Here is a 22,126-nt window from a genome sequence, read left to right as displayed (position 1 = left end):
CCAGTGCCGGGGGGTGACCGGGCGAGTGAACTCGCTGCAACAACGGCACAAAGTCCGCCTGCGCGGACTCGGGGGTGGGATTCGCCCGTATGGCGGGATGGCGGAGCGGTCAGGCCGTTCTGTAGGGGCGCGATTTATCGCGCCCGTGCCTGCCTTCGTGCCGCCGCCTGACCCGGTGCACCAACGCCGGTAGGGGCAGACCTGCGTGTCTGCCCGCCCCTGCCCCCACCTCGGACCCTGCCGTTCGCACTGTACCGGTAGGGGCTGCCCCACGTGGCTGCCCGTGCCAGGCCCTTCGACGATCTTCGCCCCTGGTGCGGGGCGCCGACACCCAAACGTCGGGAACGCTAGGCCGTCGCGGCGCCGGTGGGGAGGGAGCGGCGGAGGGCGCCGTAGAGGGGGAGAGTGGGGGCGATCCAGACGCTGCCGGTGCCGCGGAAGGTCTGCAGGAGGCCCTCGCCGCTGGTCATGGCGCCGACCAGGGTGGCGGAGGCCTTTTCGACGCTGAAGTGCACGTCGCCGGTGCGGAGGAGGGCGAAGGAGCCGTCCACCTGGAGCGTCTCGTCGGCGAGCTTCATCTCCACGATCTCGTGGCGCGGCACGGGGATGCGGAACACCACCAGGCCGGTACCGCTCACCTTGGTCTGGTAGCGGCCCTCGCCCCCCGCCATGCGGGCGGAGAAGCTCTCCACCTTGTGCGCCTCCACCTTGACCGAGTCCTCGCAGCAGAAGAAGAGGCCCTGGTCCGCGTACAGCGTCTGCTCCTTGAGCTCCATCAGCCACATGTGGCCAAAGGTGGGCTCCAGGTAGAGCTCGCCGTTGCCGCGGTAGAGCGGCTTGAAGAGCGTCTCGCCGGTGCGCGCGGCGGCGAGCGCACCCTTCATCAGCCCGCCGAAGCCACCGCCCGCCCCCGTGTTGCTCTCCATCTCGATGCGACCCTTGAGAAACTGGAGCGCGCCCGGCTCCGTGCGCACCGCGTCGTCGGTGATGCGGACGCGCAGCTGGCGGAGGCGCACGCCCGCGCGGTTGAGCGTGTACACCTGTTCCGCGACCGCGATGGGCTCGCTGCCGGCGAGCGCGTCGTACTCCAGGACCTCGAAGGTGGTGCCGCCGCGGGTGATCGTTTCGGTGACGTGGAAGGGGAGCGCTGTCGGTGCGGCGTTCATCGGATCGTCTCGTCGTGCGGGAAGTGGGATCGTGCGTGCCTCGTGCGGAGTGGGGTACGCGCGGCGCGCCAAAAGGTTGCAAACCATTCGCTCGCCGCCAGTTCCGCAGATCGCGGGTTTCGCGGCGGCGGTCCGAAGTGTGCATCGGGGGCGCGTCCCACGCGGGAACGGTTCACGAGTGACAGGAGAGCGCAACAATGGAACAGAACGGCAACGCGGGCAGCGGGAGCACGGGCGGGCTTGGCGGAAGCACGGGCGGCGGGCTGGGTGGAGAGGCCGGAAGCGTGGGCGGCGGGCTGGGGAGCGACGCCGCGGTGACCGGCACCGGGAGCACGGGGAGCGGGTTCGGGTCGCAGCCGGGGACGGCGGGCGGCTTCGACGACGACTTCGGCGCGCACGAGACGCACGTCTATCGCGGCGACTTCGAGGCGCGCACCGATCGCCCGGAGACGCACACCTACGAGCAGGCGCGCACCGGCTACCAGCTCGGCCACACGGCCGCGGCGCAGCCCACGTACCAGAACCGCGAGTACCAGGAGGTCGAGGTCGAGCTGGAGAAGACCCATGAGACCGGCCGCTTCGCCGAGGTGCGCGAGTACGTGCGCAGCGGCTTCGAATGGAAGCGCGTGCTGGGCGGGCTGGCGCTGGCCGGCGGCGCGTACTGGGCCGGCAAGAAGGCGCTGGAAGCGCTCTCCGAGGGGAAGGAAGAGGAGACCCACTACCGCCGGCACTACGAGTCGCACCCGGCGCGGACGACGGTGGCGTACCCGCAGGCGCGCACCTACTACGTCGTGGGCTACACCGCGGCGCGAAACCCGTCGTACAGCGGGCGGAGCTTCGACGAGGTGGAGCCGGAGATCCGCCGCGGGTTCACCGGGAGCCAGGCGGGGACGTACGAGTCCATGCGTGACTTCTGCCGCTACGGCTACGAGCGCGGCGCCGGTGGCGCGGGCGGCACGGGCAGTACGGGTGGCACCGGCGGCACGGGCAGTACGGGTGGCACCGGCGGGACGGGCGGGACGGGCGGGATCGGAACGGCGTAGCCTTCCTGATGCTGTCGTGAGCGAAGCCCCGGCGCTGGTTCAGCGCCGGGGCTTTGTCGTGGGCACGACCATCATCTGGTGCGAGCGCCGGGCGACGGCGGTTTCACACAGAGACGCAGAGAAACTACGAAAGGGCACAGAGAACGTCTTTTGTTTTCGACCAGCCCCTCGTTATGCGATGTGGCTCACGGGCTGAACCTGCGGTGTCTCGATCTGCGAAAGCCAGTGGAGCGGACACAGGTCCCCAGGTTGACGCCGTTGTCACCTTCGAATCGTAGGGCCGTGCGGGCGCTAGCGGCAGTAGGACCGGTCGACGTAGCGCTTTCGCCCGCTGGCGCTGTAGGTGTAGCATCCTCCGCGCGGGCCGGTGTAGTATCCTCGTGACTCGGCGGATGAGCGGCGTGTGACCCCGGCCGAAAGGGACCGTGCTTTCGGTGCGCTTCGAGTGCGTTCGGGCGCCGGGTATGAGCGCACCGCATCGCTGGCGCGGTACACGTATCCATCGGCGTTCCCCGCGTAGTCGTACAGGGGAGCCCACCCGTTCTCATCCTTGGGCCCAAGCCGCACGGCGGTGCCGCGGGGGAGAGTGCGGAGCGCCGCGCCTTGCTTGTTGGGCTCGCTGCGCACGTTGAGCGGTTCGTGGATGTAGAGCTGGTCCGTAGTTGGCGCAGGCGGCGCACTCGGTTCGTAGATCGAGAGTGGCTGGGGCGTGGGCGGAGAAGAAGATGGATCACTCCCCATGCACGTGCCCATGATCATCAGGACGAACAGGCCGCCGAGACACCCCAGACAGCCGTTGCCGGCACTCCCACTGGAGCCCATCGAACCGGAGGCGCCGTCCATCCGAGAGCGGTAGCTGAGGCCGGTGCCGGGAACACCGGCGTTCAGGTATGTGCCGCGTTTCCCGCTGTTGACGCTGGCGCCCCGGCCGCCGATGGTCGTGCTGATGCCGGAACGACCGACGTTCACGCGCACGCCCGGTAGAATCTTGATGCTCTTCCGGAAACGGAACCCCATATTGATCTCCAGCAGTCTTATTGAGCTCGCCCATCAAAGCGGGACCGTATCTATAACGTTGTCGGCCACGACGCAGGGCTTTCACAGGATCGCCGAAACCAGCTAATCCGCGGCGCGTACGCCGCCGCGATTCACCTGCACACAGAGCCCGCCCATCATGCATGCCAAGTACGCCGCGCTCGTGCTCTTCGCCTGCGCCGCCGCGCCAGCCGACCTGACCGGCCAGCAGCCGCGTGCCCTGATGCCGATCGAGTTCGAGAACTCGGCGGAGTTCGGGTGGCTGCGGAAGGAGGTGCAGGCGAGCCGCGTGCTGGATGAGCTGACGGGGCCGGCCACCTGGCGCTTCACGGGGACGGGGACTCTGAGCTTCCCTACCGAGCGGAGTCTTGCCGGCGATCGCGTGATGCGCGTGGAGGTGCAGATGTTCCGTGACGCGCCCGCGCCGACGCGCAACCGCCTGCCAAGCGTCAACCTGCGGCGCTCGTTCGATGGCGAGGACTGGCGCGGCTACAACCGGCTCTCCATGTGGATGAAGACGGAGACCAGCGGCTTTCCGACCATTCCGATGCAGGTCGTGCTGCGCAATGACGGGGCGGAGAAGGTGCCCGACCGGTACGGCCGCGAGGGGATCCACTACGTGACGCTCGCGCCCAACGGGTGGCAGCAGGTGGTGTGGGAGATCGAGCCGCTGCCGCGCGACCGCGTGACGGCCATCGAGATCGGCTACTGGGCCAACAAGATGCTCGCGGCGCCCGGCGACCGCGTCGCGTTCGAGATCGGACGCATCGAACTCCAGCGCGTCGCTCCTGACCATCACACGGGGTGGGGCGTCGCGCCGGGGCGGATCTCGTTCAGCCACACCGGCTACCCGGCGGGCTTCTCGAAGACGGCCGTCGCGAGCCATCTGGCGGCTTCCGCATTCGAGCTGATTCGGGTGGATGGCCGCGCCCTCGGCGAGGTGGTGCTGCGCAAGCCGGTGCAGCGGGTGAGCAGCCGGCTCGGCTCGTTCCAGCAGATGGACTTCTCGGAGGTGAACGTGCCGGGGCGCTACGTCATCCGCACGGGCGGCGAGACGACGCAGCCCTTTCGCATCGGCGCGGACGTGTGGGAGGGGACGGTGTGGAAGGCGCTCAACTTCTTCTACGGGAACCGCTGCGGCTTCGACGTGCCGGGATCGCACGGCGTCGACCACCTGGACTGGTTCGCGACGCATGGCGGCCAGCGCATCGTGATGAGCGGCGGCTGGCACGATGCGGGCGACCTTTCGCAGGGTGTGATCAACACCGGCGAGGGGGCGTACGCACTCTTTGCCCTGGCCGAGCGGCTCCGCGCCCGCGGCGGGGATCCGGCGCTCTTGGCGCGGGTGCTGGAAGAGGCGAAGTGGGGGCTGGACTGGGTGCTGCGCGTGCGCTTCCCGGGCGGCTACCGCGTCGCTTTCGGTAGTCACAACCTGTGGACCAACAACGTGGTGGGCGACGCGGACGACCGCACCGTGGTGGCGAAGAACAACCCGAACGCCAACTACATCTCCGCGGCCGCGGGCGCCATCGCGTACCGCGTGCTCAAGGATTCCGACCCCGAGCTGGCCGCGCGCAGCCTGCGCATCGCCGAGGACGACTGGAGCCACGCCATCGCCGGCGTGGAAGGGCCGTCGACCTGGCACACGCCCGCCTTCGCCGCGTCCCGCATGGAGCTCGCGGGGATCGGCGTCACCGCGTCGCTCGAGCTTTTCCGCGCGACGGGGCACCGCAAGTACGCCGACAAGGCGGTGGAGCTCGCCCGCGTGATCGTCGATTCGCAGCAGAAGCGCCCGGTGGGAGGCACCTTTCCGCTGGCCGGGTTCTTTTACACGGGCCCGGACCGCGACACGCTCTTCCACCAGTTCCACCGCGGCAACGACCAGGCGCCGGTCGTTGCACTGGCGCAGCTCACGGAGGCCCTGCCGGACCACCCGGACTGGATGAAGTGGTACTCCACCGTCGCCCTCCACGCCGAGTACCAGAAGCGCACCGCGTCCACGACCGCCCCGTACGGCGTCCTCCCCGCGTACGTCTACCGCCTGGGCGACGAGGCGAAGGAGGTGCCGGACTCCGGCGCGCTGCACGGGGGCACGCGCGAGGCGTACCGCGCGCAGGTGAGCACGGGGATGCCGATGGGCGACGGCTGGTTCCTTCGCGCGTTCCCGGTCTGGTACGCGCGCCGCGGCAACTACGGCATCCTCCTTTCGCAGGCGAAGGCGCTCTCCGCGGCGTCACGGCTCCGTGGCGACAGCGCGGGGATGGACCTCGCCCAGCGGCAGCTGCAGTGGGTCGTCGGCCGCAACCCGTTCGTCCAGAGCACGATGTACGGCGAGGGGTACGATTGGGCGCAGCAGTACAGCGTGTCGTCGGGCGACTTCGTCGGCTCGCTCCCGGTCGGCATGCAGAGCCGCGGCGTCACCGATCTGCCCTACTGGCCGGCGCAGAACATGTACGTGTACAAGGAGGTCTGGGTCCACCCCGTCAGCCGGTGGCTGTGGATGATGGAGGACCTGCTGGGCACCCCCGCGCCCGCCACGGCGCGCGACGATTTCCAGTTGACCGCCACCACCGCCCGCAACGGCGACGTCACCATCCGCCTGACCACGCGCGACCCTCGCGTTCGCACCGTCGCCCTGCGCGCCGTGAACCTGCGCATTCAGCAGCCGTCCCGGACCGTCCAGCGGCGCGCGGGGATGCCCGCCACCGTCGAGTGGAAGGCGCGGCGCATCGTCGCCGATGCCCCCTGGTTCGCCGTCGTCGTGCCCGATGGCGACCTGGCGCGGCGGCATGAGGTGTTCGAGTTCGCCGGGGAGCGGCTGTAATCCGGTTCGACATGGCCCCTCGTCTGCAAACAGACGAGGGGCCATGCGCGCGCATCAAACATACAGCGTCACATCGCGTGGGCAGAAGTGCCCCAGCTCCCACGCTACAGCGAGAATGCAGGGATGCGCCTCACGAGACGCCAGGTTCCATTCGGTTGTTGTCGTACGAGGGCCCAGTATCCAAACCCCTCTGCTTGCGCATCTTCTGGGTCTTTCTCGTGCGAGCACGGTGAGGGGCGCAAATTCAATATCGCCACGCGAACCCAGTACGCTCCCTCGACCGCTGGCGGACTGCCTTCAGGACGTACCGCGATCTCACCTAAACCCGCGAATACGGACTTCGCGGCTTCTGGGCAGCCAAAAACCCGGGGAGTAACTGGGCAGGTTCCGTCGATCAACTTCTTATCGCGTAACGCAGCGATCAATGAGGGGCCGTGTGTCGTCTCGCCCGCCGCCGCAGGGGGATCGGACGGTGTCTCACTGAGTGCCGACACCCCGCACTGGGGCATACAACTGACCCCGGACCGGGTTTGCGACAGGATGATACGTGCTCCCGGGTTCTCTGCCCGCACCTCCTCAAGCAGAAGTGTGTAAACGGCGGCACTATCCACCGGCGGACTTGCCGCGATTTGCATCGCGGCGAGTAGCAGCGTAATCATCGTCGTCCTCCGTCAACCAGACCCGCAAGCAGCCGCTGTTTCCTTCATCGTCATACCCATGGGGGTCATTTGGTCGTGCTGGTAGTATCCCGACCCACTCCCGTCCATGTTTGGCATTCCGTGCAGTGCCTCATGCGCTATGGTCTTCGGGCCAATGGATCCCGTCCAGAGCCACATGACTGGACCTGGATCAGGCCCGTCGTAGACGAAGTACGAATGACCGAGCATCACTCGTTCCACACCGTATGCGTCGAACGTATAAAGCCGATTCGTCCACACCCGCAGGCCGCCGCGACTGAGCATCCGTTGAGCGTTAGCTCGAATTTGTCCGCAGGATTCGTCCGAGCGGATCATACTGATAGCCTGTTGCGCCTTTGCCAGCTCGGCCGCGGTGGCGGGGCGATCATCGCAGCCCGACATCCCCTTGCAATCCAGCAGCCCGTCGTCTTTTGTCATGGATGAGTCGAGCATATCGAGTTCTCGAGGGTGCGCCAAGACAACAACAGAACCCCGCCCCCAGATCGATCGCGGGGTTCTGTTGTTGGGCGAAACGGTGCGCTCGCTACGCTCTCCTATGTTCTATCCGAGCTCCTGCACCCTCGTCGTGAACGCCGCGAGCAGGGGTGCGTCGATGTCGGAGAGCGTGTCTGTGTTGACCCACCCCGCGCCTTCGGGGGTGACGAACTCGAAGCGGTAGCGCGCGCCGCGAGTGCCTTCGGTGAAGTTGAACAGCTTGCCCTTCCGCTCCTGGCGGTAGAACACGCAGAACACCGTTTTGTGATCGACGGAGCGGATGTGCGAGAGCTTTTGATAGAGGCCTTCCTCGCGCTCGATCAGGAAGGGGAGGCGCGTCCGCACGTATTCGAGCACCTGACGCTCCGTATCGGTGGTCACGACCCCGCTCTCCACCGGAGCAACCGGCTCCGGCGCGGCCTCCGTAGGCGCGGGGGCGACGGGCGACTCGGCGGGAATTCGCACCAGGTCGCTGCGATCCGCGAAGCCGACGCGCTCCAGGATCTTGCGGTCGAGCATGGTGTCCGCCGCCTCGCGCACGAGCGGCGCGTGCTCCTCCACCATGCGCGAGGTGCGGCGCCCTTCGATGGACGCGATGTCCATCATCACGCGCACGAACCGCTCATCGGGGCTCGCGAGCACGCGCTGCAGCGCATCGGCGTACGCGGCCACGTGCATCTTCCGCCGCGCGTCCGCCCCCACGTGCGCGGGGTCGAAGGTGCCCTTGCGCAGCCGCATCAGCGCGTCGAGCGCGTTGGCGTCCACCTGGTCGCGCGCGGCTTCGGTCAGGTCGACGACCGCGAAAGGCTCGTCGTCCATCATGTTCTCGGCGCTGGTGTCCGTGAACAGCTGGAAGGTGAGCCCGTCCGTCAGGATGCCGAGCTTCACGGAGGGCACCGCGTTGAAGTAGCCCTTCAGCTCCCCGCGGTTCGCCTCCACGAGCGCGCCGACCTTTTTGGACTCGACCGCGATCACCGGCGTCTTGTCCTGGCAGATGGCGAAGTCCACCCGGTTCTTGAACTTGTCGGAGAACGACGCATGCGCCTCCGGCACCACCTCATCGGGGTCCAGCGGGTCGTAGCCGAGCAGCTGAAAGAACGGGAGCACGAGGTACTGGTTGGTCGCCGCCTCGGTCTGCGCGCGACCCGCGCGCTCCACCGCGAGCTGCGCGTGGGATACGAACCGGCTGCGGAATTCGTTGCTCATGATGGCGTGGGCTGGAAGGATGGGCCGACAGCTTTCGACTTCCTCGATTCGTACGTCGATGTCTCGCGCGTCGAGGAAGCGGTGCTCCATCCAGTAGTCGGACCGAGCCCGGCGAATTCCAGTGTTGCTGATCCCGTTCGGCATCTGCGGGGTATCCTTGTTACAGGCGCGACAAGAAGTCACCGGCATGAGGCTTCCGCAGTGGACCGTTCTTCGCAGCAGATGAGGAGCGGGCTTCGTTCTCGCGCTGAGTTCGGAGCCGTCCCGATTCCGTAGGAGATCGATGAGCATTCAGGAACTCGAAGCAGAGGCGTTGAAGCTGCCCGAGGGCGAGCGCGCGAAGCTGATTGCTCGCCTCCTCGCGAGCATGACTCGTGAGGCGATCGAGGCAGAGGACGATCCGATAGTGCGGCTTGGAACCTCGCCTGTGTCAACTGGGGTCTCGGACGGAGCCGCACAACACGATCGCTACTTGTACGGCTGCGACTAACGTATGGCCGAGGTTTTCCTCGATACGGGCTATCTCGTCGCGCTCGAATCGGACAACGACCAGCATCACGCCGCCGCCACGGAGCACTGGCGGCAGTTTGCTCGTAGTCGTCCTCGACTGCTGACGACGAGCTTCGTTCTGGATGAGGTGGTAACCTTTTTCGTCAGCCGCGGTCGCCACTACAAAGCGGTTGAAATTGGCGATTGGCTGCTGGCGAGTCCATCCGTGCGCCTGGTGCACGTGGACGAGGAGCTCTTTCGAGCCGCCTTCGAGTACCTGAGGCAGCGTCCAGATAAGCGGTTCTCGCTGACCGACTGCGCGTCTTTTGTCCTGATGGAACGTCTCGGTATCCGGGAGGCCCTCGCGTTCGACGGTCACTTCGAGCAGGCGGGATTCACGAGGATTTCCCACACGCAGCGCTGAGTTCCACGAGTTGCGGCCACAAGCGCGAAAAAGCCCCGACGCCATGTCGGGGCTTTTTCGAATTGGTTCCTGCTCAACCAGGGCGATAGCCCTCCATCGTCACATCCCGTACAGCGTGTTGAACAGCAGCTTGAAGGTGCCGTGCGGCTGGGCGCGGAAGGTGACCTCGGGGCCAAAGAGGTAGAGCGTGCCCTGGCCCACGGTGGCCTCCGCGGCGGCGACGCCGCCGTCGAGCTTGTCCTGGCCCCAGGCCCAGCCGCTGCGCAGCGGGGTCTTGCCCTCGAACCAGGCGACGGGGCGCACGCCGCGGGCGGCGGCGTCCGAGCCCAGGCGGAAGACGGGGGAGTCGTCGAACATCACGTCGGCGCGCTCCTCCATCCCCCAGGCGACGGGGCGCGAGGGGTCCACGCGCACCTGCAGCACGGAGCCGGGGATGAAGAACTTCTCGCGCGACAGGTGCACCGTGTCGCCGGTGGAGGTGCGCTCCACCAGGTGGTCGTTCACCGGGAGGCCCAGGTGGCGGGCCAGGACGGTGGACGAGCCGATGGTCACAACCTTTCCGCCACCCTCCAGGAAGGCGCGGAGCTGCGGAACCGTGCGCGCGATGCTGACGTTGCCCAGGTGCGCGCGGTACTCCGCCGGGATGGTGGCCGGGTCAGGATCGCGGGCGGGGCGGTCCTCCTCCGGGATGGCGCCGTCGTGGAAGATGAGGACGTCGTACTTCGCGTTCAGGTTGCCCGCGTCCAGCTCCTGCGCAAAGACCTGGCGGTACGGGAAGCCCCACTGGTCGAAGAGGTAGCGGTTCCAGCCCGACGGCATCGAGCCGCCGAAGCGGTCCCAGAGGCCGATGCGGAGCGGGCGCACGCGCATGGCGCCGGCGGGGGCCTCCGCGACCGCTTCGACGTCGACTCCCAGCTCGGCGGCCAGCGCGGTGAGGCGCTCGTTGACTCTCTGCGCGCGCGACGGGACGACCCAGGTGCCGGCCGGGTACGTCTCGCCGTTGGCGGCAAGGGGAGCCGTCAGGCGCTGTACCTCGACACCCGCCGCGAGTAGGCGGTTCACCACCGTGAAGGCATCGTTCTGGGCAGCGGAAAGGAGGTACGCCGCCGGGGCGTAGCGCGGGGTGGTCACGCGGCCCGGCGCGGGGCGGGTGTTGAAGCTCGCGATCCGCTGGAAGGGGCCGGTGAAGCCCTCCAGGATCCGGTCGAACTTGATGCCCATCTGGTACGCCAGCGTCCACCCGGCCACGTCGTACGGCGGGATCGGCGGGCCGCCCTCGTAGCGGAAGTCGTTGGGGTGGTCCTGCGGCTCGAACATGTCCAGCACGTGCGGGCGGAAGGGCTGCGCCGCCATCACCACGTACGAGCCCGCGGGATACTGCTTGCCGGCCACGCTGAACGGCGCGGTGGCGCGGTGCACCTCGACGCCCGTCTCCAGCAGCGCGTTGACGAACTTGGTGGCGGTGGGGAAGTCCGGCTGGTTGCTGGGGAGCACGTAGCCGCGCGGGTCGCGCCACTCGGGGCGGCGCAGCATCGCCATGTAGCGCTGCGACTCCTGCGCGTTGGGCGCGTCGCTCACCAGCCCGCCGCCAGACATCACCCCGTCCGCGTCCGTGCGGCGGCGGCCAGCGGCGCGGATCGAATCGCGCACGGCGTCGATGCGGCGCGGGTACGGCGTCCACGTGTCGCGGCTGCCGCGCTGGATGGAGTTCATCCCCATCCGCCACTGGTTCATCAGCAGCGTCTCGCGGTAGCGCGAGGCCATGTCCAGCACCGCGTAGTTGGCGGTGACGGAGTAGTCGATCGACTGGCGGAAGTGCCACCGCTGCGGCGCGATGGGAGAGACCAGGTCGCCGCTGGGGAGCTGCCGGTTGGCCAGGAAGGGGATGTCCATCGGCGTGGGGTTGCCGATGGTCTCCGTCAGCAGGCCGATCATGTTGTGGAAGTACGCCGTGGTGCGCAGCCCGCCGTTCCACCATGTGCTGTAGTTGGCGCCGCGCCGCGTGGTGACGCCCGGCTTGTTCTCGGCGATGAAGCGCGCGTGCATGGCGGCGCCCACCTGGTCCAGCTCGGTGACCACCAGCGGGTCGTACACGTAGTTGAAGGGGTCGCGGAAGGGCGGCGCGAACATCACCGTCCCCGTGGGCCCCGTCTGGTGGTGGTTGTAGACGATCTGCGGGAACCATGTGTGGTACATCACCCGGTTCATGTTCTCCGTCTCCGGCTGCGTGGAGGCGTAGAAGTCCCGGTTGTTGTCGTGGCCGATGTACTTCTGGTAGAGCCGCGGGATGTTGCCCGTGGAGCGCTGCCGCGGGTTGGGATTCCGCATGTACCAGTCGCTCACCAGGTCCATGCCGTCTGGGTTGGCGTGGATGAAGAGGATGATGACGTCGTCGAGGATGCGCGTCGTCTCCGCGTCGTTGCGCGACACGAGCTGGTAGAGCGTCTCGATGAGCTGCTGCGCGCCGAGCACCTCGTTGGCGTGCAGCCCGCCGTCGATCCACACCACCGCCTTCCCCGTGCGCGCCAGCCGCCGCGCCTCCGTGGAGTCCACGCCGCGCGCCAGCGCCAGGCGCCGCACCGTGTTCCGGTACTGCTCCAGGTTGCGGAGGTTGGCGGGGGAGGAGACGATCGCCATGTACTCGGTGCGCCCTTCGGCCGTCTTCCCCATGTCGACCATGCGCATGCGGTCGCTCTGGGCGTCCAGCTTCTGCCAGTACGTTACGAGCTGCCGGTAGTTGGGTAGCACGTAGTCCGCGCCGATGTCGTGGCCGAACTGCTCGCGCGGGGAGGTGACGCGCGTCTGCGCCGGCGCGGCGGACGCGGCCAGCACCGCCGCCAGCGCCACGAAGCGCGCCGTCCGGTGGATGGTGGGCATGGGATCCTGGTTCGGGCCCGCGGGCCGGAGCGCCGCCGGGCGTGCGACTGTGATGAGTGTACGGTTAGAATCGACGGCGGGCGCGATGAAGTCAAGCGGCCACGGAGGCGGCCCGGCTCGCCCGGTGCGGCAAACTTTTAACGACGTTCTTGACAAAGCGCGAGTCGGCGCGTCATTATGGGCCAGTACGAGCGAAGGGGCCTACGCTCGACAGCCCGGGCAACCGGCGGCGGACGCGCCGCCATGATCCCCGTATCCGACGAAATATACAGACAGCGTCGCGGCAAGCGGCGATCTACATCCACCATCGACACTGAGAGAGGACGCGATGCACGAGATGCGTACACCCCGGCGGCTGCTCGCCACGGTCCTGGCGATGGCGGCGCTGGCCGCCTGCGCGGACGATCCCACGACGTCCGCACCCGCCAACCCCGCCGCCTCCACCACCGCGGATAGCGACACCGTCACCCCGCCGGCGGACGGCGACCTGTACGGGGGCGAAAAGGATCTCCTGGAGCTGTCGCGGCAGATCCCCGGCTTCGCGGGGGTCTCGTACGAGGGCGAGACGCGCGTCGTAAGGCTGACCGCGGCGGGCGATCCGGCCGAGGCGAGCCGGGTGCTGGCCGGCTACGCCCCGGCCGAGCAGGGTGACAGGCCCGACGCGAAGACGGGCGCCAGCACTCGCTTCGTGCCGGCGGAGTTCGACTACCCCACGCTGCGCTCCTTCCGCGACAGCTCCATCGACCCGGTGCTGGAGGTGGAGGGCACCACCTTCTTCGACCTCGACGAGGCTTCCAACCGCCTGGTGGTGGGGATCGTGGACGAGACGGCGCGTGCCGAGGTGCAGGCGCGGTTCGCCCGGGCCGGCGTGCCCGCGGAGGCCACCGAGGTGGTGGTCACCGGCCCCATGGAGGACGACATCACGCTGCAGCAGCAGTGGCAGCCGCTGGAAGGCGGGTGGCAGATCCAGAACGCCAACAACGGCACCTGCACTCTGGGCTTCATCACCCGCAACCCGAGCAACGGCGCCCCATCGTTCGTCACGGCATCGCACTGCACCGGAGCGCTCTGGTCGCTCGACGGGATCGCGTTCTCCCAGCCCATCAACCCGCTGTGGGTGGGCCGCGAGGTGCGCGATCCCAGGCCGTTCGCGTGCTTCTGGTTCTACCGGTGCCGGTACTCCGACGCGGCGCTGGTGCAGGTGAACACCAACGTCGCCGTGGCTCCCAACCGGATCGGCAGGACCCTGGGCTGGGGCGGCCCGGGCGCGTGGGGCTCCATCACCATCGACCCGGCCAACCCCAGGTTCGCCGTCACCGCCGTGCAGAACTGGCCCTGGGCCGGGCAGATGGTGGACAAGGTGGGGCGCACCTCCGGGTGGAACTACGGGTTCGTGCGCCGCACCTGCGTCACCGTGCCGATCGCCCCGTGGCGCCGGGCGCTCTGCCAGTACTCCGCCAACTACGCGTCGGCGGGCGGCGACAGCGGCGCGCCGGTGTTCCTGTGGCACGGCAACAACGTGACGCTCACGGGTCTCCACTGGCGCCACAGCAAGTTCGAGTCGTTCTTCAGCGCCGCCGGCGGCATCCGCATCGACCTCGGCGTTCCCTGAGCCGCCGGTCCCGCACGTAACAACCGGAGCCCGGCGGGGACGTTCCCGCCGGGCTCCGGTCGCGTGTGAAGTCACTTAAACCGCAGTCTCACATAAAGACGCGCGCTCCGCATCACTCCGCCAGCTCGGCCAAGCGGCGCGCCAGGAAGCGGCGCTCCGGCTCCTGGCGCGCGAGGGCGAGGGCGCGCTCGTAACCTGCACGGGCCTCCGCCGTGCGGCCGAGGCGGCGGCACAGATCGGCGCGCGCGGAATGGGCCAGGTGGTACGCGGCCAGCTCGCCGCCGGCCAGGAGCTCGTCGATGAGAGCGAGTCCCGCGGCGGCGCCGTCGCGCATCGCCACGGCGACGGCGCGGTTCAGCTTCACGACGGGCGAGGGATCGGCGCGCGCGAGCACGTCGTACAGCCCCACGATCTGGGGCCAGTCCGTGGCTTCGGCGCTCGGCGCCTCGGCGTGCACGGCCGCGATCGCCGCCTGCAGGGTGTACGGGCCGAAGCGGCGCGACCCAAGCGCGCGCTCCACAAGCGCCACCCCTTCCTCGATCAACTCGCGGTCCCAGAGGGAGCGGTCCTGATCGGCCAGCAGCACCAGCTCGCCCGTGGCGGAGGCGCGCGCGGGTCGCCGCGACTCGTGCAGCAGCATGAGCGAGAGGAGGCCCATCGCCTCCGGCTCTGGGAGCAGCTCCACGAGCAGGCGCCCCAGGCGGATCGCCTCACCCGACAGCGAGGCACGGGTCAGCGACTCGCCGGAGGAGGCGGAGTACCCCTCGGTGAAGACCAGGTAGACGACGTGCAGCACGGCATCCAACCGCCCCGGCAGATCCGCGCGCGCGGGCACCTGGTAGGGGATGCGCGCGTCGCGGATCTTGGCCTTCGCCCGCACGATGCGCTGCGCGAGCGTGGGTGCGCCGGTGAGGAAGGCGCGCGCGATCTCTTCCGTGGTGAGGCCGCAGACTTCGCGCAGCGTGAGCGCGATCTGCGCGTCCGGCGACAGCGCGGGGTGGCAGCAGGTGAATACGAGGCGCAGGCGGTCGTCCTCCACGCCGTCGTCCTCCCACGCCGCCGCGTCGGTGGGTGCGACGTCCAGCCGGTCCGCGAGCTCGGCCAGCTTCGCGTTGAAGCGGGCGCGGCGGCGGATCGCGTCGATGGCCTTGAACCGCCCCGCCGACACCAGCCACGCCCGCGGGTTCGCGGGGACGCCCTCGCGCGGCCAGCGCTCCAGGGCGGCGGTGAAGGCGTCGTGCAGGGCCTCTTCGGCGCGGTCGAAATCGCCCAGCAGGCGGATCAGGGTGGCCAGGACGCGGCGCGAATCGGAGCGGTAGACGGCGTCCACCACCTCCCGCACCCGCTCGGCCGCGTCCCCGGCCGGCACCGCTACTGCTGCGCGCTGAAGTCCACCACCGGCCGCACCTCCACGCTCCCGGTGCGCGCCGATGGGATCTTTGCGGCCACCTGGATGGCGTCGTTCAGGTCGCGCGCCTCGATCAGGTAGAACCCGCCAAGCTGCTCCCGCGTCTCCGCGAAGGGCCCGTCGGTGGTGGAGATCCTGCCGTTGCGGATGCGCACGGTGGTCGCGGTCTGCACCGGGTGCAGCGCCTCGCCTGCGATCATGTGGCCGCTCGCCGCGATCCCTTCGGTGAACGACATGTACTCGCCCATGAACGCGTCCTGCTCGTCCTTGGGCATCGCTTCGATCGTCTTCTCGTCGTCGTAGATCAGGCAGAGGTACTTCATCGTTCGCCTCCGTGGTGTGGTGGGAATTACCGTGAGCACCTAGTAGTCGCTCGGCGACCGCCGAAATCGACAACGCGTCCGCTCGGCCGTCAAATTCGTCCGCGCGCCGGTCAGACGAGGCGCTTGAAGAAGCGCTTCCCCGTGTCGTCGAAGCCCATGCGCGTGTAGAACCGGTGCGCCTCCGTCCGCTGATTCCCGGCGGTCAGGTGGAGGGTGCCGGCGCCGTGGGTGCGCGCCCATTCTTCCACCGTGCGCACCAGGGCCGCGCCCGCACCCTGGCCGCGGTGCGCCGGATCGACCACGAGCGCCAGGATGCGCGCATAGGGATCGTCGTAGACGAGCGTCCAGCCGATCATCGCCCCCACCATCCCGATCACCTCACCCTCGACCTCCGCCACCCATGCGGCGTAGCCGGGCAGCGCGGAGATCCGCTCCATCCGCAGGCGCATGGCGTCGGTGTCTGTCGGGTAGCTCAGGTGGGAGATCAGCGCGGCGAGGGCGGCGGTGTCCCGCGCCGTGGCGGGGCGGACGTGGGCAGATCGCTGCATCAGGCCTCCGGTGCGGGGGACGGGTCGGCGAAAAGGTACGATGCTTGCCCGGAGTTCGCCTCCCCGACGCGGACGGCAACCCACGCGAGGCTGGAGGAACGATGAGCAAGAGCATGGAAGGGAGCGAGGAACAGAAGCAGAAGCTTGCGCGCGAGGCGAAAAAGGAGGGGAAGAGCGCGAGCGAGGTGGGCGCCACCACCGGCGCGAGCAAGCAGCGGGCGCGTGCCGACAAGGACGACTCGCACCAGAAGCGACTCGACCAGAAGCACGAGGGCAAGCCGGACGACGTCACCCACACGCAGGACGAGGAGGCCCGCCCCGGCGCGCGCGACAACGACACGCCGGATAAGGAGCGGCATCCGCGACTCTAGCGGAAGTGCGTTAGTGCGTTAGATCTACTGCGCGTTCCGAGGGGCCGGCCAGTCGCGCCGGCCCCTTGCTTCGCCGGCTAGCTCCATCGCTCGCCGCAGAAGGCCCGCGCAACTAGCCAGGATTGTGCGTGGCGGCTCTCTCAGGATGACAAGGGGCGCCTGTTCCAGCGCACCAACGCACTCACGCACTTCTTTTCCTTACCTGCCCGCCACACGCGAATCCCGATACTCCTGCTCCGCCACGTGCAGCGCGTCCCACGCCCGCTGCGAGCGGGGGTCGAGGACGGTGCGGGGGGCGCGCTTGGTGGGCCAGGGGAGGCGCGGGTCGTCGGTCGTGCCGGGGTAGAGGCCGACCGTGGAGGCGACGATGGCGCCGGCGACGGTGGCGCGGATGCTCCGGTCCATGCGGCCCAGCACCGCCAGCGTGCGGAGCGGGCCCTGCACGAAGGCGTCGGAGAGGAAGGTGGCGTACTCGTCGCGCAGCGTCCCCGGGCCGATCTCGTCGAGGCGCGCAAAGAGGCCGCCGAGCGCCTCGTCGTCGCCATCCTTGACGCCGCGGAAGAGGAGGACGCTCGCCACCCGCGGCCACCCCGGTCCGCTCCCGCCGAACGCGGTGGAGAAGAGCTCCGCATCGAGGCGCTCCAGGAGCGCGCCGGTCTCCTCCCGCTCCAGCGAGACGACCACCGGATCGCGCGGCGGCGGGGTGCCCGCGGGGCCCGTGGAGGTGGTGGTGCGCCTGCGGGCCGCCGGCGTGGCCTCCAGATTCGCGCCGCCAACGACCACGATCTCCGTTCCGACCTGCACGTTGTGGTACAGGCGCAGCGCGTCCGCATCGGAGAGCCGGATGCAGCCGTGCGACACGCGCTGGCCCAGGAGCTCCGGCTTGTCGGTGCCGTGGATGGCGAGGCCGTGGCCGATGTACACCGCCGCCGCCCCCAACCCGCGCGGAAAGCGGCGCTTGGGGCTGTTCTCGGGCGGTACGGGGAGGTCGTGCTCCAGGAAGTACCAGTCGGGCGCGAGCCAGTCTGGCTCGCGCGCCTTGTAGACGACGTGGAAGGTGCCGTTGGGCGTGTGGAAGTTCCACGCGTCGCGGTCGGACTCCAGGCGCAGCCCGGTGCCCGTGCCCACCGGTGCGGACCAGAGAACGCGGCTCCCCTTGGTGAAGAGCAGCCGGTTGCTGTCCAGGTCGATCACCACCACGTGCCGCCCGCGCGCCACCGCCTCGGAGCGCACGCGCACGCCGCTCCCCGCCGCCCTGCGCGCCGGCGCCTGCGCCTCGGCGGGCATCGAATCGGCCAGCGCGGCGCCCGCCAGCAGCAGCGCCACCGCGGTCCTCGTCCAGGTCGTGCTTCGCATGATATCCAGCGGTACAGCGGGTCGTCGGCCGCGCGATGGCCGCGCGGTGTCAATCACGGTACCCGGTTGCGCAGGGGGAGTTTCAGCGCGCGGCGGCCCTCACCCCCCCGGCCCCCCTCTCCCAAACTGCTGGGCGAGGGGGGAGATCGCGGCCGTTTGCGCGGTGTTTCCGCATCTCGAAACGCATCGATCTGGTAGGGGCGCGATTTATCGCGCCCGCCCTCCGCCCCGGCTCGACCGCCGCCCTACACACCGATCCGGTAGGGGCAAACCTGCGTGTCTGCCCGCCGCCTCCCCCACCACGTCCCCCCGCTTCACGCGCCGATCCGGTAGGGGCCGCCCCACGTGGATGCCCGTGCCCGCCCTCACAGCGCCCCATGCGGCGCCGCCCAACGCACGCCAAACGCCCCTCCCCCGCAGTTTGGGGGAGGGGCAGCGAGGTGACGAGCGGGTAGAGGGCGCCCCTTTACCGACCCAGCCAGTACGTCGCCTTTACCAGGAAAACGTTACGCGCGGGGACCTCGAAGAGGCCGGATGCGTCGCGGCCCACGTCGAAGTCGCCGAAGCCCTCCTGGCCACTCCGCTCCTGCTGCCACACGAAGAAGAGCGTGGAGCCCGGCCGGTACTCCCACCGCAGCACCGCGTTGCCGCGCAGGTTGCGGAAGTTGTAATCTGGCCGGCCGAACTGGAAGCAGCTGGCTGCGCCCGCCGCGCCGTCCGGATCGATGGTGTAGCGCTGCGGATTGGCCGCCGCAGTGCCGCACGCGGTGTTCAGCGCGACGGTGCCCGCATCGCTGCCGTACTCCGTGAAGTCGTAGCTGTTCGGCGCCGCCAGCTCCTTGAAGCCGTCGTATTCGCCCGCGGAGAGGAAGGGCCGGGCGTAGAGCTGCAGCGAGAGGCGCGGCGTAAAGGTCCAGTCCAGGCGCGTGCTCAGCGCGACCGTCGTCTGTTCCAGCGTGGCGAAGACGAAGCGGCGGCCGTACGTGTCCGTGGCCAGAGCGTCGGCCTGCGTGCGGACGTACTGCGCGTCGGTGCGGCCGGCCTCCCACACGGGACCCATGCTCACCTGCACGCTGGTAGTGGGGCGCGCGGAGACGGAGGCAGCCAGGAAGCGGAGGTGTCCGCCCGCGTCGTCGGTGGACGTGTAGCCATCCACGTACAGGGAAGCGCGCTTGCGCGGGTCCGTCCCCGCGCCGCCGGAAAAGGCGAGCGACGAGGGGGTGCGGGCCAGCGGGCCGCCGCGCGTCAGGCGGTCGCTGGTCACGCGCGGGGCGTACTCCACCGTGGCCGAGGCGCTCCACAGGTTCTTGAAGGTCCCGTTGCCACGCACGGCGTAGGTGCTCCCCGTCTGGTCCCCGCCGAAGTTCCACGACTGGGTGGTGAAGGCGCGCACGAACCACTCGCGGAAGAGGGCTCCCGGCTTCCCCTGCCGGTAGCCGTAGAGCGCGGCGAGGGAGCGGCTGTCGGCGCGGCTCTGGAAGCCCAGGTCGTTGGTCTCGAAGCCGGGGCTTACCTGCTGCATCCAGAGCGAGCCGCGCCAGTCGCCGCCCTTTCGCAGCGCCGCGCCCATCGCGTATCCCTCCAGCGAGGTGCGCGTCGCGTCGTACTCCAGGTGGTCGGCGTCGGGGCGCAGGAAGTAGCGGGCGCTGGAGCGTTGCGTGGCGGCGATGGCGTCCGCGCTGCCGGCCACGCGCGAGCCGGACGCGAAGCCGCTCACCGACCACATGCGGCTCGGGCCCCACGAGTGCTCGCCGTCCACTCCGGCCACGTACGCGTCGGAGCGCAGCATGGGATCGAAGACGGAATCGCTCTGGCTGCGATGGGTGGCGGTGGCGATCGCGCCCAGCACCGTGCGCCCGCCGTTCAGGTCGCGGCGCACGCGGCCGACCAGGTAGTTGCTGAGCGGCTCGACCGCTTCCTGCCGCGTAACGCCATCCGACACCAGCACGCGCCCCCGCTCCCCCGCCGTCACCGCGTCCAGCACGCCGACGGACCAGCCGCTGGCCGTCTTTCCGCTCAGCTTGGCGGCGCCCAGGATGGTGGTGCTCTGCGGCGCGTCGAAGTACTGGAACGATCCGCCGAGCTGCCGCTGCGGCGCCCGCCCGATGCGGCGCGTGTAGAAAAACTGCGGCGCGGTGAGGCTGATGTGCGACAGCAGGCTGCCGAAGCGGAAGATGTCCGTCCCCTCGCTGAAGAAGGGGCGCCGCTCGGGGAGCTGCGTCTCGAAGGCGCTCAGGTTCACGAACGCCGGGTCCACCTCCACCTGGCCGAAGTCGGGGTTGATGGCCGCGCTCAGCGTGAGGCCAGACGGGAGCCCCCAGCGCACGTCCGCGCCGACCGATGCGTCCGTGTCCGACGAGCGGTAGAAGGGATTCCCCGCCTCGTCTGGCGCGCGGGTGAGGCGGGCGACGGTGTACGGCTGCAACTCCAGGCGGCTCGGCGCGCGGATGCCCTGCAGCCCCTTGAGGCGCCCGAAGCGCGAGACGAAGCCGTTGTCGTTGCGGTTCCACGGCGACCAGGCGAAGCGCGTGTCGAAGCGCGCCACGTCGCGTGTGAGCTGCAGGCCCCACTCCCGCCCGCCGGCCGGCTCGCTGCGCCCGAAGCGGAGCTGCGACAGCGGGATGCGGAACTCCGCCGTCCACCCGGCCGAGTCCACCAGCGTCGCCACCTCCCACACGGCGTCCCAGCCGGAGTCCTCGTTGGCGTCGTTGAACAGGTAGACGTCGCGCTTCACCCCGCGCGGATTCACGCTGAAGGCGAACGCGGTGCGCCCGTCCGCGTAGCTGTCGATCATCACCTGCGCCCAGTCCGAGTACAGCCCGCCCGCGTCGCGCCGCGCGAGCTGCGCCGCGATTGAGTCGGGCCGCGGGTCCGTCATCCGCATCCCCACGTAGAGCGCGTCGTCCGCGTACAGCACCCGCGCCTCGGTGGCGAAGCGGGCGGGCGCCCCGGCGTTGGGGTAGCTCTCGGTGAAGCCGCCCGCCACCTCGGCCGCGGCCCACGATGCATCGTCCAGCCGCCCGTCGATGCGCACGGCCCCCGCGGCGCGCGCCGCCTGGAGGACGGGGGTGGGGCGCGTGTTGGATGCGGACGGCGCCGCGGGCGTCTGCGCGGCGAGCAGCGACGGAGCCACCAGAACGGCGAGCAGCGATGGACGGATCATCAGAGAGGCGGCTCGGGGAGTGGACGTAACGTGTGCAGGGATGTTAAATGTTTAGCATAGATACGTCCAATACCGCTAACGTGTGCTCCTGATATGTTTCACGTATCGACCCCGCCCGAGCCGCGCCTCCCCGAGTCGGTTGAGCTGCGCCACCTTCGCTACTTCGTGGCCGTGGCGGAGGAGCTGCACTTTGGGCGCGCGGCGAGACGGCTGCACATGGCGCAGCCGCCGCTCAGCCAGCAGATCGCGCGGCTGGAGTCGCTGGTGGGGTATCCGCTCTTCGAGCGCAGGCCGCGCGTGGCGCTCACCGAGCCGGGCAAGGTGCTGCTGGCGGTGGCGCGCCGCACGCTGGCCCAGGTGGCGCAGGGGATCGACTCCACGCGCCGTGCCGGCCGCGGCGAGAGCGGGGTGCTCACCGTCGGCTTCGCCGCGTCGGCGATGCTGACGGCGCTGCCGCGCGTCTTCCACGCCTTTCGCGACCGCTATCCCGCCGTGGAGCTGCGGCTACGCGAGATGTCCACCAGCGCGCAGCGGGACGCGATCGTGGCGGGCTTCTTGGACGCGGGCTTCCTGCGCGAGCCCGCCGCGGACGCATCGCTGCTGGCCGAGCCGGTGGTGCGCGAGCCGTTCGTGGCCGTCCTCCCGCCCGGCCACGCGCGCGCGGACGAGGCCGTGCTCCCGCTGCACGCGCTGGCGGACGAGCCGTTCGTCCTCTTTCCGCGAACGGTGGCGCCCACGCTGTACGACCAGGTGCTGGGCCTCTGCCGCGACGCCGGCTTCCATCCCAAGCAGGTGCAGGAAGCGCAGGAGTGGCTCACCATCGTGTCGCTGGTGGATGCGGGGCTGGGCGTATCCCTCGTCCCCGCCTCGTTCCGGCGGCTGGGGTGGGGCGGCGTATCGTACCACCCGCTGGACCGCGACGGGGGCCGCACCACCATCGCCCTCGTCCGGCGCCGCGAGGAGCCGCCCCCCGTCCTCGCCGCCTTCATCGACATCACCCACGAGCACTTTGCGGCGGTGGCGGGTTAACGCGGCGTCTTCCGCGACTGATGATTTTCTTGCGCGGGGCGGGGTCCGTGTCCATTCTTTGGCGTCCTCCCCTCCAACCC

Annotated in this window: 17 protein-coding genes; 7 read left to right on the top strand and 10 right to left on the bottom strand. The window is 69.6% G+C overall.

What is annotated here, in order from left to right; all coding sequences use genetic code 11:
- Positions 1-347 precede the first annotated feature (347 nt).
- Positions 348-1,166 carry an AIM24 family protein gene (locus VF584_16745; GenBank protein ID HEX8211826.1) on the bottom strand — a complete coding sequence of 273 codons (819 nt, stop codon included), beginning with the start codon at positions 1,164-1,166 and terminating at the stop codon, positions 348-350.
- A 197-nt stretch (positions 1,167-1,363) separates the two neighbouring features.
- Between VF584_16745 and VF584_16740 the strand changes: the two genes are divergently transcribed.
- A complete protein-coding gene (locus VF584_16740) occupies positions 1,364-2,209 on the top strand; it encodes a hypothetical protein (protein ID HEX8211825.1) in 846 nt (281 codons plus the stop codon).
- A 291-nt stretch (positions 2,210-2,500) separates the two neighbouring features.
- Here the strand turns inward: VF584_16740 and VF584_16735 are convergent, their stop codons facing one another.
- Positions 2,501-3,226, bottom strand: coding sequence for a DUF4236 domain-containing protein (locus VF584_16735; GenBank protein HEX8211824.1), 726 nt, complete (start codon positions 3,224-3,226; stop codon positions 2,501-2,503).
- A gap of 157 nt (positions 3,227-3,383) precedes the next feature.
- Between VF584_16735 and VF584_16730 the strand changes: the two genes are divergently transcribed.
- Positions 3,384-6,068 (top strand): glycoside hydrolase family 9 protein, encoded by a 2,685-nt coding sequence (locus tag VF584_16730; protein HEX8211823.1) that lies wholly within the window; start codon positions 3,384-3,386, stop codon positions 6,066-6,068.
- A gap of 671 nt (positions 6,069-6,739) precedes the next feature.
- On the opposite strand, the gene VF584_16725 is transcribed toward VF584_16730, so the two are convergent.
- The gene (locus VF584_16725) at positions 6,740-7,198 is read right to left on the bottom strand and encodes a hypothetical protein (GenBank protein ID HEX8211822.1); all 459 of its coding nucleotides are present in this window, start codon (positions 7,196-7,198) and stop codon (positions 6,740-6,742) included.
- Between the two features lie 108 nt (positions 7,199-7,306).
- Positions 7,307-8,590, bottom strand: coding sequence for a hypothetical protein (locus tag VF584_16720; GenBank protein ID HEX8211821.1), 1,284 nt, complete (start codon positions 8,588-8,590; stop codon positions 7,307-7,309).
- A 139-nt stretch (positions 8,591-8,729) separates the two neighbouring features.
- Here VF584_16720 and VF584_16715 point away from each other — a divergent pair, with 139 nt between their 5' ends.
- Both VF584_16715 and VF584_16710 read left to right on the top strand, forming a co-directional pair.
- Positions 8,730-8,936: a hypothetical protein gene (locus VF584_16715; GenBank protein ID HEX8211820.1), complete on the top strand. Its 207-nt coding sequence runs from the start codon at positions 8,730-8,732 to the stop codon at positions 8,934-8,936.
- Between the two features lie 3 nt (positions 8,937-8,939).
- On the top strand, positions 8,940-9,359 hold the full coding sequence (locus VF584_16710; GenBank protein HEX8211819.1) for a PIN domain-containing protein: 420 nt from the start codon (positions 8,940-8,942) through the stop codon (positions 9,357-9,359).
- Positions 9,360-9,458: 99 nt separating this feature from the next.
- Here VF584_16710 and VF584_16705 read toward each other — a convergent pair whose 3' ends face one another.
- Positions 9,459-12,236, bottom strand: coding sequence for a M14 metallopeptidase family protein (locus VF584_16705; GenBank protein HEX8211818.1), 2,778 nt, complete (start codon positions 12,234-12,236; stop codon positions 9,459-9,461).
- Positions 12,237-12,573: 337 nt separating this feature from the next.
- On the opposite strand from VF584_16705, the gene VF584_16700 reads away from it, so the two are divergent.
- The gene (locus VF584_16700) at positions 12,574-13,848 is read left to right on the top strand and encodes a hypothetical protein (GenBank protein HEX8211817.1); all 1,275 of its coding nucleotides are present in this window, start codon (positions 12,574-12,576) and stop codon (positions 13,846-13,848) included.
- A 112-nt stretch (positions 13,849-13,960) separates the two neighbouring features.
- On the opposite strand, the gene VF584_16695 is transcribed toward VF584_16700, so the two are convergent.
- The 3 genes from VF584_16695 to VF584_16685 all read right to left on the bottom strand — a co-directional run bounded on the left by VF584_16695 (position 13,961) and on the right by VF584_16685 (position 16,127).
- On the bottom strand, positions 13,961-15,217 hold the full coding sequence (locus tag VF584_16695; protein HEX8211816.1) for an RNA polymerase sigma factor: 1,257 nt from the start codon (positions 15,215-15,217) through the stop codon (positions 13,961-13,963).
- A 2-nt stretch (positions 15,218-15,219) separates the two neighbouring features.
- A complete protein-coding gene (locus VF584_16690; protein ID HEX8211815.1) occupies positions 15,220-15,579 on the bottom strand; it encodes a YciI family protein in 360 nt (119 codons plus the stop codon).
- 110 nt (positions 15,580-15,689) lie between these two features.
- Entirely contained in the window at positions 15,690-16,127 is a 438-nt protein-coding gene (locus VF584_16685; GenBank protein ID HEX8211814.1) for a GNAT family N-acetyltransferase, read from the bottom strand.
- 101 nt (positions 16,128-16,228) lie between these two features.
- Here VF584_16685 and VF584_16680 point away from each other — a divergent pair, with 101 nt between their 5' ends.
- Positions 16,229-16,498, top strand: coding sequence for a hypothetical protein (locus tag VF584_16680; GenBank protein ID HEX8211813.1), 270 nt, complete (start codon positions 16,229-16,231; stop codon positions 16,496-16,498).
- A gap of 198 nt (positions 16,499-16,696) precedes the next feature.
- Here the strand turns inward: VF584_16680 and VF584_16675 are convergent, their stop codons facing one another.
- Both VF584_16675 and VF584_16670 read right to left on the bottom strand, forming a co-directional pair.
- The gene (locus tag VF584_16675) at positions 16,697-17,854 is read right to left on the bottom strand and encodes a L,D-transpeptidase (protein ID HEX8211812.1); all 1,158 of its coding nucleotides are present in this window, start codon (positions 17,852-17,854) and stop codon (positions 16,697-16,699) included.
- Between the two features lie 466 nt (positions 17,855-18,320).
- Entirely contained in the window at positions 18,321-21,017 is a 2,697-nt protein-coding gene (locus tag VF584_16670; GenBank protein HEX8211811.1) for a DUF5916 domain-containing protein, read from the bottom strand.
- A 93-nt stretch (positions 21,018-21,110) separates the two neighbouring features.
- Here VF584_16670 and VF584_16665 point away from each other — a divergent pair, with 93 nt between their 5' ends.
- Positions 21,111-22,046 carry a LysR family transcriptional regulator gene (locus VF584_16665; protein ID HEX8211810.1) on the top strand — a complete coding sequence of 312 codons (936 nt, stop codon included), beginning with the start codon at positions 21,111-21,113 and terminating at the stop codon, positions 22,044-22,046.
- Positions 22,047-22,126: the final 80 nt, after the last annotated feature.

Source organism: Longimicrobium sp. (assembly GCA_036389135.1).
Classification (GTDB): Bacteria; Gemmatimonadota; Gemmatimonadetes; order Longimicrobiales; family Longimicrobiaceae; genus Longimicrobium.
The sequence above is the reverse complement of the archived record's forward strand: the minus strand, read 5'-3'. Positions and strand labels throughout refer to the sequence as shown.

What these genes read in the sequence shown, in the direction of transcription:
- VF584_16745 (HEX8211826.1), bottom strand. Translation starts at nt 1,166, where the DNA reads ATGAACGCCGCACCGACAGCGCTCCCCTTCCACGTCACCGAAACGATC.
- VF584_16740 (HEX8211825.1), top strand. Translation starts at nt 1,364, where the DNA reads ATGGAACAGAACGGCAACGCGGGCAGCGGGAGCACGGGCGGGCTTGGC.
- VF584_16735 (HEX8211824.1), bottom strand. Translation starts at nt 3,226, where the DNA reads ATGGGGTTCCGTTTCCGGAAGAGCATCAAGATTCTACCGGGCGTGCGC.
- VF584_16730 (HEX8211823.1), top strand. Translation starts at nt 3,384, where the DNA reads ATGCATGCCAAGTACGCCGCGCTCGTGCTCTTCGCCTGCGCCGCCGCG.
- VF584_16725 (HEX8211822.1), bottom strand. Translation starts at nt 7,198, where the DNA reads ATGCTCGACTCATCCATGACAAAAGACGACGGGCTGCTGGATTGCAAG.
- VF584_16720 (HEX8211821.1), bottom strand. Translation starts at nt 8,590, where the DNA reads ATGCCGAACGGGATCAGCAACACTGGAATTCGCCGGGCTCGGTCCGAC.
- VF584_16715 (HEX8211820.1), top strand. Translation starts at nt 8,730, where the DNA reads ATGAGCATTCAGGAACTCGAAGCAGAGGCGTTGAAGCTGCCCGAGGGC.
- VF584_16710 (HEX8211819.1), top strand. Translation starts at nt 8,940, where the DNA reads ATGGCCGAGGTTTTCCTCGATACGGGCTATCTCGTCGCGCTCGAATCG.
- VF584_16705 (HEX8211818.1), bottom strand. Translation starts at nt 12,236, where the DNA reads ATGCCCACCATCCACCGGACGGCGCGCTTCGTGGCGCTGGCGGCGGTG.
- VF584_16700 (HEX8211817.1), top strand. Translation starts at nt 12,574, where the DNA reads ATGCGTACACCCCGGCGGCTGCTCGCCACGGTCCTGGCGATGGCGGCG.
- VF584_16690 (HEX8211815.1), bottom strand. Translation starts at nt 15,579, where the DNA reads ATGAAGTACCTCTGCCTGATCTACGACGACGAGAAGACGATCGAAGCG.
- VF584_16685 (HEX8211814.1), bottom strand. Translation starts at nt 16,127, where the DNA reads ATGCAGCGATCTGCCCACGTCCGCCCCGCCACGGCGCGGGACACCGCC.
- VF584_16680 (HEX8211813.1), top strand. Translation starts at nt 16,229, where the DNA reads ATGAGCAAGAGCATGGAAGGGAGCGAGGAACAGAAGCAGAAGCTTGCG.
- VF584_16675 (HEX8211812.1), bottom strand. Translation starts at nt 17,854, where the DNA reads ATGCGAAGCACGACCTGGACGAGGACCGCGGTGGCGCTGCTGCTGGCG.
- VF584_16670 (HEX8211811.1), bottom strand. Translation starts at nt 21,017, where the DNA reads ATGATCCGTCCATCGCTGCTCGCCGTTCTGGTGGCTCCGTCGCTGCTC.
- VF584_16665 (HEX8211810.1), top strand. Translation starts at nt 21,111, where the DNA reads ATGTTTCACGTATCGACCCCGCCCGAGCCGCGCCTCCCCGAGTCGGTT.